Origin of the sequence: Pseudoalteromonas sp. MB41, from assembly GCF_020966275.1 — a bacterium.
Classification (GTDB): Bacteria; Pseudomonadota; Gammaproteobacteria; order Enterobacterales; family Alteromonadaceae; genus Pseudoalteromonas; species Pseudoalteromonas lipolytica.
In genome coordinates this window covers 148756-166089 of record NZ_JAJJZF010000002.1, presented here as the reverse complement: position 1 = coordinate 166089, position 17334 = coordinate 148756, and the positions used below count along the sequence as shown (strand labels likewise).

Below are 17334 nucleotides of genomic sequence, written 5' to 3'. Positions count from 1 at the left end.
TCTTGCCAACGAGTGAACTTTAAAATATTCCTATAAGTTAAACAAACGATTAAATTAAAACTGATAGATGAAGAAATTTAATCTATAGAGTAATTACTCAATTCTCAGCGATTTAGTAGTGAAAATTAGAGAGGAGAGTGTCTGAAAATTACTTTCAAACACAATAAGCTTTGTTATGTGAATGCTATTTATGTACTGATGTGATCAGTTTGGTTGAAAACACATACTCTAGATCAGCTAGTTATGATTGAAGCTATTTATTTAATGTAATATGCAAAACTAAAATATCTGCTGTATCAGTTTGTTCTTTGAGTAAGATAGTATTACCGCTTATAGCAGTTATTTGACTACATAAATCCGCACAAAACTTTTCAAAATCAATACTTAAATTTTGAACACCAAGTTCATAATCGTAAAAATTCATTGTCCTAGAGTCGTTTTCTTTGTATTGAAGATAGAAGCCATTTTTAATTGGGTAAATGCTTGAAATAAAATGCGTATTATCAATTAGATTGGTACCAGAAGCAGTCATTACTTGGCCACTTGAAAAACTAAGTAATTCGTCGTTATGATTTAAAAAAATATCTTTATCTTTCAATTGCGTTTTTAATGACACTATTTCGTCAGTAACTAAATCAAATTTAACTATTTCATCATTGTGAGTGTTCTTATCAACAAACAAAATAGCATCTGACTGTCTATACCACCCGATTGGATACCCAATGATTCCATTTAACCATTCGATTGCGAACTGGTCTTCCTCTAGCTTAATAAGAAATGGTTTGTTATTTATACTGCTTGCGATACGTGTTCCAGAGGGGTCCCATATTGGTTTTGATAAAGCATATTCTTGCTCAGTGTTAACGAACAATAATTGTTCTTCTTCAGTCTCAATATGTTTAATAAAAAGTTGTGGAAGTCCATTTTTCATTGACATGTAGGCGATGAGTTTTTCATCAGGTGAAAGTGCAGCTTCTTTATCAATGGTATTAGAGTTTACGATTTTTATAGGAGTAGAGAGTGAATCTAAAGCGCTAATCAAAATATCTTGATCAGACTTAGCCTCAATAAAATACAGTTTGTCCTTAACGATTTGTGGATAAATCAAAAAGTTATAGCTTTTAAAATAAAGAGTCGTTAATTGGCCGTTTAATTCAAGTTGTTTTAACTCACTGCCATTACTCAATAACAAAGACTCACCATCGTTAAACCAAGTCATAAAGTGCCAGTTATGATCAATTTCACCGACTGATTCAAGGTTAAAACTCGATAAATTTAATAGTTTTACCTCCGAGATTGCATCTTCATTGAAGCCAATTATCGCTAATTGTTTCTGGTTAGGTGATAAAGCGAGCTTGTAGGGCTTGAAATCATCACTTGGTTGAAGAATTTCGTAAGAATGGCCAGTAATCAAGTTATGTCGATATAGGCTTACATTACGGCTGTGTTCGGAACTGTTTTGATTTGCTAAATAGAAAAGGTTTTCTTGTTCATCTATAAAAAACAAGCTGTTCCAAGTTATATCTGTACGAGAAAAGAGTTTTTCTTCGCTGATCACGTTCGCTTCTGTATCTAATTGCAGTCGATTGAATGAAATACTCCCTTCATCTTGAAACGAATATACAAGCGTATTTGCATCTGTATCCCATGCAAGGTAGGTGAACGCTTTTAAGTCTGTACTTAATTCTTTATATGAATTTAATAGTAAATCTTTGATTAAAAGCCTTCGCTTATTAGGACGATTGGTATTTTGTATGTAAGCCATGAAACGCCCATCAGGACTAACTTGTAGGTAACGCTCTTTTTCATTGCTTGCAGTAATAGGCTTAAGATCTTCTAAAGAAATGTGTTTATCTTCGTTAAGGAAATTGAAAAGGAAGATAATGATAAACAAAGCAGGGATAATTAAGAGTGCTAGTTTTGTATTTTTTATCTGATGTATTTTTGTTAATGGAGTGCTCGTTTTTTCATCAGAAAAACGTATTTCAGCCTCGAGACTATAGCCCCGTTTTGGGTGTGTTTTTATAATGTGCTTTTCTTCATCGGATAACGCTTGTCTTAACAAAGCAATATTTCTGCGAACTGAATTAGGGCTGTAAATAGCTTGTGGCCAAACATTAGCAAAAAGCATTTCGGCTGATAACACTTGATGTGGTTTTTGCGAAAATACTTCAAGAAGTGCCATCACCTTAGGCTCTAAAACAACAACTTTACCATCTGTTTGAATTTCGCCAGTCTCAAAATTAACTAAAGAGTCATTAAGAAAAAATTGTTTTGATAATTTACTTTCACTCAAGTTGATAGTTATCCATTTGTTATTATTAGTTATTTTCAGCTTAATGTTTTCTTAAGCTTTTCTTAATCACTACTTCATCGCTTTTTGTTATGCGTAAAAGTAAAAGTATCGAAAGGCCAAGCGCCATATTATTCAATAAACAATAAAAGGAATGTAAAGTGAAGCGATATTTACTAATGCTCATATTTTTTATGTGTTTTATTAGCCATAAAGCACACGCAATGAAAGAGGTAGACTATAACAAATTGGCAAGTCAATTTATTACGGTTTTAAACACTAAAAATTTAGATGAGATCGAAAAATTTGTAGTAAAGAACTTCTCGCCAAATTCTCTTGCACGCTGGGAGGGTAAAGGTAAAGACCGTTATGTTGGGTATTCGATGAATGTAGCGCTTTTTCATGGAGAGTTGAGTGTTATTTCTACAGAACTTGATACGTCAACTAATCGCATCCGTCATATCAGTAAAGTTTATTCAAAGAATACAGATATGCAGCATCAAGTAGTGTTATTTTTTAATGATGACCAATTACAAGCAATAACAGGGTGGTCTATCGAAGAAACTCCACAAAACCAAGGTTCAAAAGGCTCTTTAACTGAGTCACAATTTATTGAAGAGATCAAAATCTATACTGATAAACTGGCGCAAAGAGGTAGTTTCTCTGGCACGGTATTACTTGCTAAAAATAATGACATTTTGTTCAGCGCTGCATATGGCTTTGCTTCACGTCGCTATGATGTGAAAAATAACTTAGAAACTAAGTTTCAAATTGGCTCAATGAACAAAATGTTTACTAGCGTCGCTATCTTACAGCTAATAGAAGCTGGCAAAGTATCGCTTGATGATCCGCTCACTAAATTTATTGATAAAAGCATTTTAGGGAAAGGTGATTTTAGCAAAATTAAGATTCGACACTTATTAAGCCATACATCAGGGATTGGTAATATTTCTGGGTATGACGAGATACAAAATAAGGTGCGGTCTCTTAAAGGTATCCAACATTTATACAGTTCAATTGATGCTACATTTGAACCGGGAACTGAATGGCGTTACAGCAATACGGGTATGGTTTTACTTGGTCAGGTGATTGAGAATGTAACTGGTGAAAATTACTATGATTACATAAACGAAAATGTATATAAAAAAGCTAACATGCAACAAAGCGGAAGTTATGACTTAGATGTGCCTGTCAAAAATACTGCCCGTAATTATTGGTTTTCTGTCGAAACTGGTCAAGTAACTGAAAATTTGATGTTTCAATCGGTAAAAGGGGGACCTGCAGGCGGAGGTTATTCAACTGTAGGCGATTTACACAAATTCGCCATGGCAATGCAAAATGCTCAACTAGTAAGCCGTGAACTCTCTAATAAAGCCTTATCAGCAAAACCTGAGCTAAATGCACCAAACTGGGGATATGGTTTCTCTGTGAGAAGTTCAGCAGGGAATACAACTGTTGGTCATAATGGGTCCCATTTAGGCATGACAGCAAGGTTAAATATGTATCAAGAAAAAGGCTATATTCTAGTTGTTTTGGGGAATTTTCAATCTTCAGCATGGCCTGTTGTGGCAAAAGTAGATCAACTCATAAAGCGTTTGTAAAAATTCATTAAAAATAGGGGCGTATTAAAGCCCCTTATAAACAACCTGCAAATCTATTATTGTTAAATTTAATAACAATGTAATGGTTTTACGTTGTGGTAGTGTTCGTGTCAGTAGGCTATATCATGTTAAAAATGCGTTTTAATTATATATGTAGCAATCATTTAGTAACTTTGTTAAAACTAATCCTCTTAAATAACAGGTGTTAACATCACAAAGGAATACTGGTGCAAGGATATAAAATCAGCACGGATAAAAATTACCTCGATTTTGAAGTAATTTACGGTTTTATTTCAAAAAGCTATTGGGCGTCCGGAATACCAAGGCAGACGCTAGAAACAGCCATTTCAAACTCATTTTGTTTTGGTGTCTATGATAGCCATGATTATCAAATAGGTTTTGCCCGCCTCATAACAGACAAAGCAACATTTGCCTATCTTGCTGATGTATTCATAGTAGAGAGTCATCGAGGCAAAGGTTTGAGCAAGTGGCTTGTTGAGAGCATAGTCTCTCACCCAGAGCTTCAAGGCTTAAGGCGTATGGTATTGGCAGCAAGAGATGCGCATGGTTTGTACGCGCAATATGGTTTTCAACCAATTAAGAATCCAGAGATGTTCATGCAAATTTGGAATCCAAATGTTTACCATGAGCTAGAGAAATAACAACAATTTAAAGGTTACATGGAACCAACTACTTTTAGTTTGTGGTGAACTTAGCGTTTGATTGCAGTGTTATCTTATAAGGCACTAGTATAATTAAGGACAGAATTATGAAAACAGGAATTTTATCTATCGGGTTATTATTTACATCAAATCTTGCTTTTGCTGATTGTAAAGTAGCGCTTGAAGAAAGGTTAAAAGACGATTTGAACCTCACATACCAACAATTTGATCAGACATACGATGCTGGGTTTAGATTGTTAGAAAAATCAGGTTGCCATGCTGAAGCCGCAATTCTGATAAAACGTTTTATCTCTCACAATAATTCAAAAGAAAGCTCGTTAACGTGGCATTTAGCTCAAATGGAAGGGCTAGCTGGTGATTATCAACAAGCTGTTTTTCACGCAAAAAAAGTATTGGACCCCGATGAAGAGCTAAGTGGTTCAAAAATGTATTGGAATGACTTTGTGTTAGGAAACATTGCTTTTTGGAATAAAGATAAAGAAAAGCTAAAACAACACATAGCAAATATTGAAAAGGGACAAAGCTTTAAACCTAACCAGATAAATCTGAACTACCTGAATCAGTTGCTCAAACATTTTGATTTAAGTTACAAACAAGCATTGTCTGAAGCTTAAGGTAAGCTTCGTTAGCTTAATTTCTAGATTGCTACTCGAATTTGAAAGAAGCATAAAATGATCAGTACATAAACGACAAAACCCAGCCTAAGCTGGGTTTCATGAAATAATGCGGATGAACTTACAATGCTAAGTTCTGTTTGGCTCGAGTTAAGTTGTGCTCTACCAAATCGTTACTTGAAATCTGCACGGCTTCATAGAAATCAGATAATGCGGCTGTCTCGTTTTCAGACATAATACGTGCAACGCCACGGTTACTTAATGCAAATGATGTTAATTCACGACGTTTATGACCAGGGACTTTACTTGTCGTTAGCAAGTTAATTGCTTTAGAGCAGAGTGCTTCGGCTGCCGCAAAGTCTTTTTCTTTAACGCTCAATGCGCACTGATTAAATGCTAATTCGTATTGATTGCTTTGTTCTGCAAGTGTTGTAGATTGGTCAATCACCATTAATTTGTAGTCACCCTGATCAGCCACTGCCATCGCTGAGCAAGTTAATAAAGAGCTAAGTGCAACGCGTTTCATAAGTGTACTAAACATAATTTTTTCCTCTGTTAGAGTCGGCATTTATTACCGACAATTCAACTTTAGTTGAGAGAGGAAAATCGAACAAACGATAAAAAAACACCCAATAGGTGAATAAATTTAACCTATAGACTTTAGTCGAATAAAAGGCTTGAAAAGTGAGGCTCTCATGCTAAGAATAGTGTTGCTGCAAGGCTTAAGCTGTATCAGGAGGGGGCAGTATCAAAAAAATTATACTCTTCGTTTTTATGTTTAATAATTAAATACATTTAAAAAAGTAGCATTGTCCCCATTTATCTTTTAAAGGTTATTAATGGAAAGGTAAATGGATTTAATCACGATAGCACGGGTTGTTATTAGTACACTGTGTGGCGGAACTGTATTGTTTAAATGTATTGTTTAAACTGCTCTTTAAGCTGGTACTCTGGGCTAAAAAGATGCCAAAAGGGGCATATTTATGGCCAATATTCCCACTTCTTTCGCTATTTCATATTCCTCCCCCTGTATTTGAAAATGTGGCTAAAGCAAAGCACGAACAACGTAAAAAACAAAAACGATATGATAAACCCACTTCATGACAGGATTAGCTATCTATTCACTGTAATGACCTTATGTTTAAGTGCATGGCGCATGCAATAAATAGCCATCATTCTTTTATACTACAAATAATGAAAAATAGTTAAGCATTAAATAGTGCTTTGACTATAATTACTGTTAAAACTTATTGAACTAACAGTTAGTTGCAGAATTAATAACATACTAAAGTGACCTTCTCATGAATAGTATGTTTTCAAAAGTTACAAGGTAAGTTAGTAAGCGATTATGCCTTAAAGAGCTGCTGCAAAGCGAAACTAAACAATAATAAAGATGAAGAATTTATATGCCTTTAACTCTAAAACCATTGTCAGAATGTAAAATACTTGTAGTTGATGATGATGAAATGATCAGACTTACACTTGAAACAATATTAGAAGAGCACTTTACTGTTTTACCATTTAGCGCTGGAAATAGTGTCTTAGAATACTGTAAAGAAAACACTGCTGATTTAATTTTGTTAGATGTGAATTTGCCTGATATCAATGGGTTAAATGTATGTAGGCAAATAAAAGACGATCACGCCTTTGAAAATGTACCTATTGTTTTTATTACATCGACCTACGATACCGATTCACAAAATGCCTGTTGGGAAGCCGGAGCAACAGATTTCATTGGAAAACCCATCACTGCTTCAACATTAATACACCGCACGAAGAATCATATTGAGAATAAACTTCGCCTCGAAAAGCTAGTTGAATTGACATACAAAGACTCTCTAACAGGTTTGTTTAATCGCCATTACCTAGACTTAGAGGTCTCTAATGTTTTTAAGCAAGCTATACGTGACAAAAGAGCTTTTAGCCTACTGATGTTAGATATCGATCATTTCAAGCGTTATAACGACCATTATGGCCATCCACAAGGCGACGTATGTATTAAAAAGATTGCTGAGGTATTAAATCGTTCAGTTAAACGCCCGCAAGATACGGTTGTACGATATGGAGGAGAAGAGTTCCTTGTGCTCTTACCTTACACAGATTTTGATGGAGTAAAGCAAGTCTGCGAGCGAATTAATCATGAACTAGCGAGCGAAAATATTCGTCACGAAGAATCTTCTTTAAATAGGGTGTCAGTCAGTATCGGGGGAGTTGTGTATTCTCACCAAGAGATGAAACAGTTTGATGAACTTGTCTCATTAGCTGACGAAGCATTATATGAAGCAAAAAATGCGGGTAGAAATTGCTTTAAATTACATGCAATTGACTGATGAAATAATCAGATTTTAACGTTAAAAATTTCATCTATACTCATAGTTGCTTATTTACTAGGTGAATATGTATGGCTAACTTAAAAGACCGTCGATGTTTTCTAAAAAAAATGGGTGTGGGAGTCGCTGCTTCAACACTGGCATTTAAAGCACCGTATGTTTTTGCAAAAAACACTGTCACTTTGAGAGTGATGGGCACACATGTCACCTTGCAAGAAGAGTTACGTCAACGAGCAATGCGTGAGCTTGGCATTAATATCGAATTTACTCCAATGGGCAGTGCTGCTGTTTTACAAAAGGCGGCAGCGGATCCAAGTTCTTTTGATTTGTACGAACAGTGGTCTGATTCAATTAATATTTTGTGGCAAGCTGGGGCTATCCAGCCATTAGATATTGATAGGCTTATTTATTGGAACGAAATTAACCCACTAACTAAAACCGGGCGTGTAATACCTGAAGCAAAAATAGGGGCGGGGGATTCACCCAATAAGCTTTTGTATGTTCAGCCTGATGGTCGTCTCGGTACGACGCCTAGCAAAAAAATCAGTTATATGCCGTATGTTCACAATGTTGATTCCTTTGGCTATAACACGCAATTTATTGAGCAAGGTATTCCCTATGAAACCGAATCGTGGGCATGGTTGCTCGACGAGAAAAATAAAGGGAAAGTAGGATTAGTTAATGCGCCCACCATAGGTATTTTTGACGCCGCACTTGCTGTTCAGGCCCAAGGGCTGATGAGTTTCAATGACTTAGGAAGTATGAGTATTACAGAAATTGATCAGCTGTTTAAAATTTTGCTCGAGAAAAAAAGGCAGGGTCACTTCTCTGGATTTTGGACATCGGTTCCACAGTCGATAGACTTTATGAAAACTAACCGTGTGACTATTCAAAGTATGTTTTCACCGGGAGTAAGTGCATGCAGAGGACAAGGTATCCCTGTTGTGTATGCTTCACCCAAAGAAGGTTATCGTGCTTGGCATGGGGTTATGTGTTTATCGGCCAATACGCAAGGGCATGTAAAAGATGCAGCGTACGATTACATGAACTGGTGGTTGTCAGGCTATCCCGGTGCATTTATAGCGCGTCAGGGCTATTACATTTCTAACCCAGAACGAAGTCAGCCTCTTATGTCTATACCAGAGTGGAATTACTGGTATCAAGGTAAAGAAGCGGTGACAGACTTAACAGGCACTGATGGAAAAATCTCTGTTAAAGCTGGGCAGGTAAGGGATGGAGGCAGCTACATTAAGCGCTTTTCTAATATCGCGGTTTGGAATACCGTCATGCCAAATTATGATTACAGTTTAGATAAGTGGTTTGAACTGCTTAATTCTTAAGGAACTGCCTTGTCGAATATTTTCTCACGCTCTGTTGCTGCAAAAATGTTATTAGCGTTGATGCTAATTTTACTTGCTATGAGCGCCAGTTACTACGTTATGAATAAACGCCTAAATACAATAGAGGTTGCTTTTAACGATATAAGCCGAATCAGTAATTACGCTGTCAGTATTCTTAGGATCAATAAAGACATAGTCGAAATGCAACGCGATATCTCTGTGTATGGCGGGAGTGGAAGCAGTGCTGTGTTTGAAAAAATCGTCGAAAATTTTCAAAGTATCAAAACACGTCTAAGCGATGTTGAGCTTAAAAATGAAGAGAATGAGAGTCAAATTTACCTCAACGCCATGTCTGAACTAGTAAAGAGGTACGGCGAGAATTTACAGGTCTTGACCAAGCGCTACGAAATAAGAGCAACATTGACAGAAAAAGAATTACCCCGAATTTACGCTGATGCAACGACACACCTTGATAACTTAATGCGAAAAGTAACCACTGTTGAAGAAAAGTTATTTATTTCTGAGTATCTCAATCTGTGGCATTCGTTGCATCGAGATGCGTATTTGTTTTTAACCAAAAAAGATTATGCAAAAAGAGCGTCAGTTAACGATGCTTTACGAATGATTTCGACGAAATTAAATGCCTCTGTGCATATTCAAAAAAGTGAATACCGCTCTGAAATTAACCAACTTTCAAAAATGGCAGATACTTATAGTCAGGCATTTGCGAGGAGTATTCAAGCAAATCGCAATTATTTAAGTTTAGTCAATGTTGTAATGGCCGGTGACGCAATTGAATTTAGTACTTTAGCAAATGAACTAAGAGAGCAATCATTAACAAGGTTAAGCCGTATCAAGGAAGAAGCAGAAAAAACAGTTTCTAAAACAGAGCGTATTTTAAAGCTACTCGCGTGGGGAGTGTTAATTTACATTATTGCCTTGTCTGCTTTTTTCCATTTGCAGATCTCCAAGTCTATTAAACGCCTTACGGTGAGCTTTAAACACTTTCTTAATGGCGATTTATCTGCACCAATTTATGACTTACATAGAAAAGATGAAATAGGTGTACTTGCAAAAGCGGCAGATAGCTTCAGAATTTTAAGTAAAGATTTATCAGATGCCAAACAAACCGCCGAACATACCACTAAAGTTAAGTCAGAATTTTTGGCGAATATGAGCCACGAAATACGAACGCCTATGAACGGTATTTTGGGTATGGCACGTCAATTGAGTCGTACACCATTAAATGCAGAACAAGAAAAAATGTTGGCCATCATACACTCTTCAGGTGCGAGCTTATTAGTAATTATCAATGATATTTTAGATTTAAGTAAAATCGAAGCCTCAAAAATTGAACTGGAAGAACAGCCAATAGCATTAAACTTATTACTCGATGGGCTAACGCATTTATTTAAAGCGCAAGCTAATAATAAACAAGTCGAACTGTTTATTTCAGTGTTGCCTGAGGACCCCAATTTTATATTTTTGGGAGATGAAACACGCCTTAAACAAGTGCTTATTAATTTAATTGGCAATGCAATTAAATTTACAGAAAGAGGCAGTGTATCGTTAAATGTGAGTATTCATCAGCTATCTAATGATGAATTTAGCATTACATTCCACGTTTCAGATACCGGAATTGGCATAGCGAAGGAACAGCTTAATAGCTTGTTTGAGGCCTTTTCACAAGCAGATGCCTCAATTACACGACGGTTTGGTGGTACAGGACTCGGTTTAGCCATTTCTAGTAAGCTATTAAAATTAATGGGGACTTCATTGCACGTTGAAAGTGAGTATGGTGTTGGCTCAGACTTTCATTTTGATCTCAATGTTATCCGAGCGAATGAGTCTGTTTATAGTGAACAACACCGCATGCAAGAACCCCATGAGCAAGCAATTGATTTCTCTTGGCTGAATGTGCTGATTGTCGAAGATAACGAAATTAATCAAATCGTTATTGAAGCGATGTTGAGTGAGTTTAATATCAGCTCTATCAATATGGCCGATAATGGCGAGCAAGCTATTCTTCAGTGTGAAACACGGGCGTTTGATCTCATTCTTATGGATATGCAAATGCCTGTCTTAGATGGGCCGCAAGCGACATTAAGGATCAGAGAGATGCCTTCCTATAAAAACACTCCCATCATTGCTTTAACTGCCAATGTATTAAGTGCCGACAAACAACGCTGTATTGATGCCGGGATGAATGACTTTATTGCAAAACCAATTAATTATGAGTGCGTTAAAGCTATTTTGTTGAAATGGTGCACAAAAGCAGCTGATGAACGGTAAGGGGAGCTGAGTGAATATTTTACTAAAAGAAAATAAAAAAGCAGCCTCATTGAACCCATACTTTGCTTTAGTGTCGATAGTATTTGTTGTTTTTATAGCAATCGCCGTTAGCTTTTTTGAAGGGCAAGTAAAAGAAGATGTTTTAGACTCGATAGACCAAGAGTTCGTCGAAACGAATCAAAGGCTAAAAGAAATTGTAACAACGACACTGTCAGAATATAAATCAGATTTACGGTTTTTGTATTCAACCCCGCCAATTTCAGGCTTACCAAGAGCCCATTTTAACAATGGAATAGACCCATACGATGGCACTAGTTATCAGCAATGGAAAGAGCGATTAGAAACTATTTTTATTGGTTTTATGGAAAATAACCTCGCCGTTGAACAGGTGCGTGTTATTGCGGTGACTGCTGAAGGTAACGAACTTATTCGTGTTCAGCGTGTTGGCGCATCTGTAGAAGCCTCTGCAGATTATTCATTACAATCTAAAAGTGGCGAGCCTTATTTCTTGCCCAGTACGTTGCTTGAACCAAAGCAAGTGTATATGTCACCACTGTCTTTAAATCGTGAGTTTGGTGAAATTGAATTTCCTTTTAAACCGATGATTCGGTTTTCGATACCAATATACAGTGAGAACGGTAAGCGTTTTGCTTTTTTAATTATGAATGTTAATGCCAGTACATTACTTAATAACCTTAAAGAAACAGTGTTTGATACCTCACAACTTATTATTAGTGGCTCTGATGGAGATTTTATTATTCATCCACTTGAAAGCTATCAATTTTCTAGAGATTTAAATCCCAGTGTAAATTGGCAGGCTGTTTACACCGAAAACATAAAGTACAACGGTATCTATTTAATAAAGTCAAAAGCGAATACAGAAGAACAGTTCTATGTACGTTCAGAAAAGTTGTATACCAGATCAGGTAATAAATATGGTTTTGTTAATTTTAACCTACTTGCACCTAAAGAATATGTTGATAATTTGATCAATGAAAAACGCTTGATCACCTACAGCCTGTTATTTGCAGTGATTGTTTTCACATCAATTCTTTTAATTACATTTTATCGTAATGCGATTAGAAGCCAATTACTCGCAGAAACCAGACAAGAAGCATCAGCAATTGTCGATGGTTCTATCGATGCAATTATTGCCCTTAACTTAAAAGGGTATCTGACCAGTTTAAACCATACTGCAGAGCGATTATTGCTCATTTCAAGTAAAGCGGCAGTAGGGAAATCGAGTAAGGAAATTGAATTTCTATCTAATTTACCAATCGATGATTATGTAAAAAAAATACAGAGTTCTAGAGCTCAAATAAAGGACGAGTGTTCATTCGTGCAAGGTGAATATATCGCGCATTACGCAATTTCAGTGAGTCCTGTTTTTTCTGAGCACAGTAACCTAAGTGGTTTGGCTTTAATAATTAGAGACATTAGTAAAGAAAAACAGGCTGAAATTAAAGTTAAACGTCTTAACTCTGAGCTTGAAGCCAAAGTGCGTAAACGTACACACGCACTTGCAGAAGCAAAAGACGAAGCAATTAAACACAGCGAGGTTAAAAGTGCATTTATATCGAATGTGAGCCATGAACTGCGAACATCATTAAATGGTGTCATTGGCACGCTAAATATTTTGAAACGAGAAGCGCTAACAGATAAGTCACGCAAGCTTGTTGATATGATGGAGTTGAGCGCATCAAGCTTAAACTTATTAATTAACGATATTCTTGATTTGTCGAAAATAGAGGCAGGAAAACTCGACTTAAATATTCAGTTGATAAACCCGCTGCTACTGATTGAAAGTTTGGTGAGCTCGTGTGCTGTCAGAGCCTTCGATAAAGGGGTTGATGTGTACTTAGACACCACAGAACTTTCATGCGATAAGCTAGAAGTAGACCCCCTTAGACTAACTCAAATTATTAATAACCTGATTAGTAATGCCATTAAGTTTACTGAAAAAGGGTTTATTAAAATTAAAGTGAGTTCGGAGCATGTTGCTAATAATGAATATAAATTAAGGGTTAGTGTACAAGATACAGGAATTGGCATTGATCCTCTTTCGCAAAAACGACTGTTTGGTGCATTCCAACAAGCGAGTAGTGCAATTACCGAGAAATTTGGAGGGACGGGATTAGGAATATCGATCTGTAAGCAGTTATGTCATGCAATGGGTGGAGAAATTTACTTAGATTCAACTTTAAATCAAGGCAGTACATTTAGCTTTTATATTAAGGCACGCGCGAGTGAAAGAAACTTAAAGCAAGAGCAGGCATGTTTTTCCTCTAAACATGTTTTAGTGTGTAGTCAAAATTCACATATTATAGAAATAATTGAAAAATTGGTTGTTTTATATGGCGGGCACGTAAGCGTTTCATCGCTTAGTGAATTAGACCGACACGATGATGAGAACATTGATTTTGCCATCATAGACGACGAAGAAATCAATAATAATACGAGCTTAGATCACCTGCATGAAACACATAGCAGCACTCACGTTGTCTTATTGCATCAATCTGATACTTCCATACCAAAAAGCAAAGCGGGCAAAGTGAGTAAAATAAGTAAACCCCTTACACAAACAGCCCTATTACGCGTTGCAGGGGTTGAGCTGCGTGATAACGAAACACACACGTTATTACATGACAACAGTGATGGTGAGTTCGCAATTTCAAATGAACGTTTATCACAAATTAAAGGCAGTAAGGTACTTATTGTCGATGACAATAAAATTAACTTAGAAGTAGCGAAAGGGGCACTTGACGAGCTACCCATTGAAATACTCACGGCCAACAATGGCCAAGAAGCCATTGAACATTTATTGCAGAGCGAAGCAAGCGGAGCGCCTGTAAACTGTGTACTACTCGATTGTCAGATGCCAACTTTAAATGGCTATCAAGTGTCTGAAAAAATACGTTCAGGTGAGGCTGGTGGCGCTTTTATTAATGTACCTGTGATTGCCATGACTGCGAGTGCGATGATTGGCGAAAAAGAAAAATGTTTATCAGTCGGTATGAATGATTATCTTAGCAAACCAATTAAAGCCGATGATGTGCTATCAAAAGTTGTGAAATGGATTTTATCGGATCATGAACAGCAAACAGAAGCACACGTTAGCACAGTAGATGAAGCACAGTCATTATGGAATCGTCAAGAAGCGCTTGTACGGTTACTTAATAAAGAGGCTTTACTAAAAAGAATATGCCAAATATTTATGATCAACGCGCCGAAAAAACTCACTGATTTAAAAGAGCAATTTGCAGTGCAAAATCATGCAGAAGTACATCAAACTGCGCATGCTTTAAAAGGGATGTGTGGTGAGGTGAGTGCCGACAAGCTCAGAAAATTATGTGAAGAAATTGAGTTAAAAGCACGCGAGCAAAACCTCGAAATCAAAGACACACTTCAACAACTAGAGCGCCTGTTGCCACAACTAATGGCTGAGATAAAAGGGTGGTTAGAATCGCTAGAAAGATGAAATTACTCACGACAGAGCCCGTGTGAATGATGCCTGTGTTATGCACAGGCATCCAGATAAGTGATTATTTTAAATGCTTAAACGTATCAATCATCCACTTTATAAATAACTCTAGCTGTGCGTTAGTCTCACTCGGTTCGTGCTGGACTAAATAGTATTTATCTTTAGTTTTTAATGGCATATCAGTAAAATTAAATAGCCATTGCTCTTCAAACCAGGTTTGACTAATTGGTAAAGGAATAAGTGCAATTCCCATCCCTTGCTGTGCAGCACGCGCAACCCCGAACATACTATCAACCTGAATAATTTGTTTTGGTGCGAAGTCTTCAATACCTGCATGTTCAGCCCATTGGTGCCATGCCCAAGGACGTGCTTTATGCAGTATTAGGGGCACTTCATTAAGGGCTTGAAAAGGGTTTTCATGCCATGCTTGCCAGTTTTCTTTATTACATGCTGGTGTATACGACAACGAAAATAATTCGTGTACAACCCCTTCGTGTGGCTTAGATGACGATAATACAATTGATAAGTCACTTTGCTTGGTCAGTTCTTTGCGCGTTTTTAAGGTGTTTAGCTGTAAGTTAGTGTTTGGATGATCGGCGGTCCACTCACTCAACTTTGGCATTAATAATTCACTGGCAAAAAACTCAGGCAGAGTAATGCTTATAGTGATATTTTCTTGTAACTGACTAAATTCATTAATGGTTTTTTCGAGAGCTTTAATCAGAGGTGACACTGAATCATAAAAGTTCTTACCCGCAGCGGTTAAACGAATAGAGCGAGTTTGACGTTCGAATAGCTCAATCCCCAATTGCTCTTCTAATTGCTTGATCTGATGGCTTACGGCTGATGGCGTAAGATAAAGTTGGTTTGCTGCATCTTTAAAGCTCAGTGTGCGAGCAGCGAAACAAAATGAGCGTAGGCCACGAATAGGTGTTTGCATAGTTAATTTCAGTAATTCTCAATAGCGCGTTTTATGAAGTTAAGAGCTAAGCAATTATTATCCCAATATTTAAAAACTAACAGACTAAAGGGTGAATATAGCTAACTTTTGCGATAACGCCTAAAAATTAAGCGTTAATTGCTTGTTTAATCTAGTTTTTCGCCTCAAAAAGCAAAAAAGGCGAGTGTAGCAGTTTTTATTTATTGGTAACAAGTAAAGTGCTCCTTACGTGTTACTCACAAGTTTAGGGCATTTTATACTAATTGTGTGACAAATTGGTGCAGTGAGGGGGATATAAAAGATAAAAAAAATCCCTCTTGCGAGGGATTTTGGGTAACTCAGCGCCATTGGCACTGGGAATGAGGTCGGTACATTGGGATGTCAGTGGTTAGAAAACCATTTCAGGGACATCACCTTCAATAAGCAATTTTCCTGCCGTTTTGCTTATGATTTCATCTACTGACACGCCTGGTGCGCGCTCTAGTAGATGAAAAGCGCCGTCTTTGACTTCGAGTACGGCTAAATCAGTTACGATTTTCTTTACACAGTTAACCCCAGTTAACGGTAAAGTGCAACTTTCTAATAACTTAGAGTCGCCATGCTTACTTGCATGCGTCATCGTAACAATAATATTCTTCGCGCCAGCAACAAGGTCCATCGCGCCACCCATGCCTTTAATCAGCTTTTTTGGGATCATCCACGATGCGATGTTTCCGTTCTGGTCAACTTCAAATGCACCTAATACTGTTAAGTCTACATGACCACCCCGTATCATGGCAAAACTATCTGCACTATTAAATATTGCTGCACCTGTTGCTGCTGTCACGGTTTCTTTACCCGCGTTGATCATATCTGCATCAACTTGGTCTTTAGATGGGTACGCACCCATTCCTAACAGACCATTTTCAGATTGCAGCATGACTTCTATGCCATCGGGTACATAGTTAGCGACAAGGGTAGGGATACCAATCCCTAAATTAACGTAATAACCGTCTTGTAGCTCTTGTGCAACGCGCATAGCTACTTGTTCACGTGATAATGCCATTTTAATGCTCCTTAATCGCGAGTCGTTACACGTTCGATGCGTTTTTCAAAGTTACCCTTGATCACACGATTAACATAAATGCCTGGGGTGTGAATTTGGCTCGGCTCCAGTTCACCCGGCTCTACGATTTCTTCAACCTCAGCAACGGTAATCTTACCTGCGGTTGCAGCCATTGGATTAAAGTTCATGGCTGTGTGACGAAACACGAGGTTGCCATAGCGATCGGCTTTCCATGCTTTAACAATCGCAAACTCACCTGTAATTGATTCTTCTAAAATGTATGGGCGGCCATCAAATTCTTTAACTTCTTTGCCTTGTGCAACAGGGGTGCCGTAACCAGTTGCAGTGTAAAATGCAGGAATACCCGCACCACCAGCACGCATTTTCTCAGCAAGTGTACCTTGTGGCGTAAGTACTACGTCAATTTCGCCATTAAGTAACTGTTGTTCAAATAAGGCATTTTCACCAACATAAGAGGCGATGATTTTTTTAATTTGCTTGTCGTGTAGCAAAATACCTAAACCAAAGTCGTCAACACCACAGTTGTTAGATACAACCGTTAAGTTTTTTGTTTGTTTACGCTTTATTTCGCCGATAAGTCCTTCAGGAATACCACACAAGCCAAAGCCACCAGCGATAATGGTATCGCCATCTTTTAAACCTTCCATCGCAGCTTCGTAACTCGAAACCACTTTATCAAAACCGGCCATGAGCC

12 protein-coding genes are annotated in these 17334 nt (G+C 37.3%); 7 read left to right on the top strand and 5 right to left on the bottom strand.

What is annotated here, in order from left to right; genetic code table 11:
- Positions 1–253: 253 nt before the first annotated feature.
- On the bottom strand, positions 254–2296 hold the full coding sequence (locus tag LPA49_RS04395) for a winged helix-turn-helix domain-containing protein (protein ID WP_074988233.1): 2043 nt from the start codon (positions 2294–2296) through the stop codon (positions 254–256).
- Positions 2297–2517: 221 nt separating this feature from the next.
- Between LPA49_RS04395 and LPA49_RS04390 the strand changes: the two genes are divergently transcribed.
- The 3 genes from LPA49_RS04390 to LPA49_RS04380 all read left to right on the top strand — a co-directional run bounded on the left by LPA49_RS04390 (position 2518) and on the right by LPA49_RS04380 (position 5191).
- On the top strand, positions 2518–3894 hold the full coding sequence (locus tag LPA49_RS04390; protein ID WP_230235684.1) for a serine hydrolase: 1377 nt from the start codon (positions 2518–2520) through the stop codon (positions 3892–3894).
- A gap of 227 nt (positions 3895–4121) precedes the next feature.
- Positions 4122–4556: a GNAT family N-acetyltransferase gene (locus LPA49_RS04385; RefSeq protein ID WP_230235682.1), complete on the top strand. Its 435-nt coding sequence runs from the start codon at positions 4122–4124 to the stop codon at positions 4554–4556.
- Between the two features lie 107 nt (positions 4557–4663).
- The gene (locus LPA49_RS04380; RefSeq protein WP_036968499.1) at positions 4664–5191 is read left to right on the top strand and encodes a hypothetical protein; all 528 of its coding nucleotides are present in this window, start codon (positions 4664–4666) and stop codon (positions 5189–5191) included.
- Between the two features lie 121 nt (positions 5192–5312).
- On the opposite strand, the gene LPA49_RS04375 is transcribed toward LPA49_RS04380, so the two are convergent.
- A complete protein-coding gene (locus LPA49_RS04375) occupies positions 5313–5732 on the bottom strand; it encodes a hypothetical protein (protein ID WP_036968496.1) in 420 nt (139 codons plus the stop codon).
- Between the two features lie 865 nt (positions 5733–6597).
- Here LPA49_RS04375 and LPA49_RS04370 point away from each other — a divergent pair.
- The 4 genes from LPA49_RS04370 (at position 6598) to LPA49_RS04355 (ending at position 14631) form a co-directional block, all read left to right on the top strand.
- Positions 6598–7521: a diguanylate cyclase gene (locus LPA49_RS04370; RefSeq protein ID WP_199525426.1), complete on the top strand. Its 924-nt coding sequence runs from the start codon at positions 6598–6600 to the stop codon at positions 7519–7521.
- A 71-nt stretch (positions 7522–7592) separates the two neighbouring features.
- Positions 7593–8861 (top strand): PotD/PotF family extracellular solute-binding protein, encoded by a 1269-nt coding sequence (locus LPA49_RS04365; protein ID WP_199525425.1) that lies wholly within the window; start codon positions 7593–7595, stop codon positions 8859–8861.
- Between the two features lie 9 nt (positions 8862–8870).
- Complete coding sequence (locus LPA49_RS04360) at positions 8871–11153, top strand: ATP-binding protein (protein ID WP_230235667.1); 2283 nt, start codon at positions 8871–8873, stop codon at positions 11151–11153.
- Between the two features lie 10 nt (positions 11154–11163).
- Entirely contained in the window at positions 11164–14631 is a 3468-nt protein-coding gene (locus tag LPA49_RS04355) for an ATP-binding protein (protein ID WP_230235665.1), read from the top strand.
- 64 nt (positions 14632–14695) lie between these two features.
- Here LPA49_RS04355 and LPA49_RS04350 read toward each other — a convergent pair whose 3' ends face one another.
- The 3 genes from LPA49_RS04350 to LPA49_RS04340 all read right to left on the bottom strand — a co-directional run bounded on the left by LPA49_RS04350 (position 14696) and on the right by LPA49_RS04340 (position 17329).
- On the bottom strand, positions 14696–15574 hold the full coding sequence (locus tag LPA49_RS04350) for a LysR family transcriptional regulator (RefSeq protein WP_036968484.1): 879 nt from the start codon (positions 15572–15574) through the stop codon (positions 14696–14698).
- A gap of 388 nt (positions 15575–15962) precedes the next feature.
- On the bottom strand, positions 15963–16619 hold the full coding sequence (locus LPA49_RS04345; protein WP_065979908.1) for a 3-oxoacid CoA-transferase subunit B: 657 nt from the start codon (positions 16617–16619) through the stop codon (positions 15963–15965).
- 11 nt (positions 16620–16630) lie between these two features.
- Positions 16631–17329 carry a CoA transferase subunit A gene (locus LPA49_RS04340; protein WP_036968475.1) on the bottom strand — a complete coding sequence of 233 codons (699 nt, stop codon included), beginning with the start codon at positions 17327–17329 and terminating at the stop codon, positions 16631–16633.
- Positions 17330–17334: the final 5 nt, after the last annotated feature.

Coding starts and splice junctions, on each gene's coding strand:
- LPA49_RS04390 (WP_230235684.1), top strand. CDS start 2,518: ATGAAAGAGGTAGACTATAACAAATTGGCAAGTCAATTTATTACGGTT.
- LPA49_RS04380 (WP_036968499.1), top strand. CDS start 4,664: ATGAAAACAGGAATTTTATCTATCGGGTTATTATTTACATCAAATCTT.
- LPA49_RS04375 (WP_036968496.1), bottom strand. CDS start 5,732: ATGTTTAGTACACTTATGAAACGCGTTGCACTTAGCTCTTTATTAACT.
- LPA49_RS04370 (WP_199525426.1), top strand. CDS start 6,598: ATGCCTTTAACTCTAAAACCATTGTCAGAATGTAAAATACTTGTAGTT.
- LPA49_RS04365 (WP_199525425.1), top strand. CDS start 7,593: ATGGCTAACTTAAAAGACCGTCGATGTTTTCTAAAAAAAATGGGTGTG.
- LPA49_RS04350 (WP_036968484.1), bottom strand. CDS start 15,574: ATGCAAACACCTATTCGTGGCCTACGCTCATTTTGTTTCGCTGCTCGC.
- LPA49_RS04345 (WP_065979908.1), bottom strand. CDS start 16,619: ATGGCATTATCACGTGAACAAGTAGCTATGCGCGTTGCACAAGAGCTA.
- LPA49_RS04340 (WP_036968475.1), bottom strand. CDS start 17,329: ATGGCCGGTTTTGATAAAGTGGTTTCGAGTTACGAAGCTGCGATGGAA.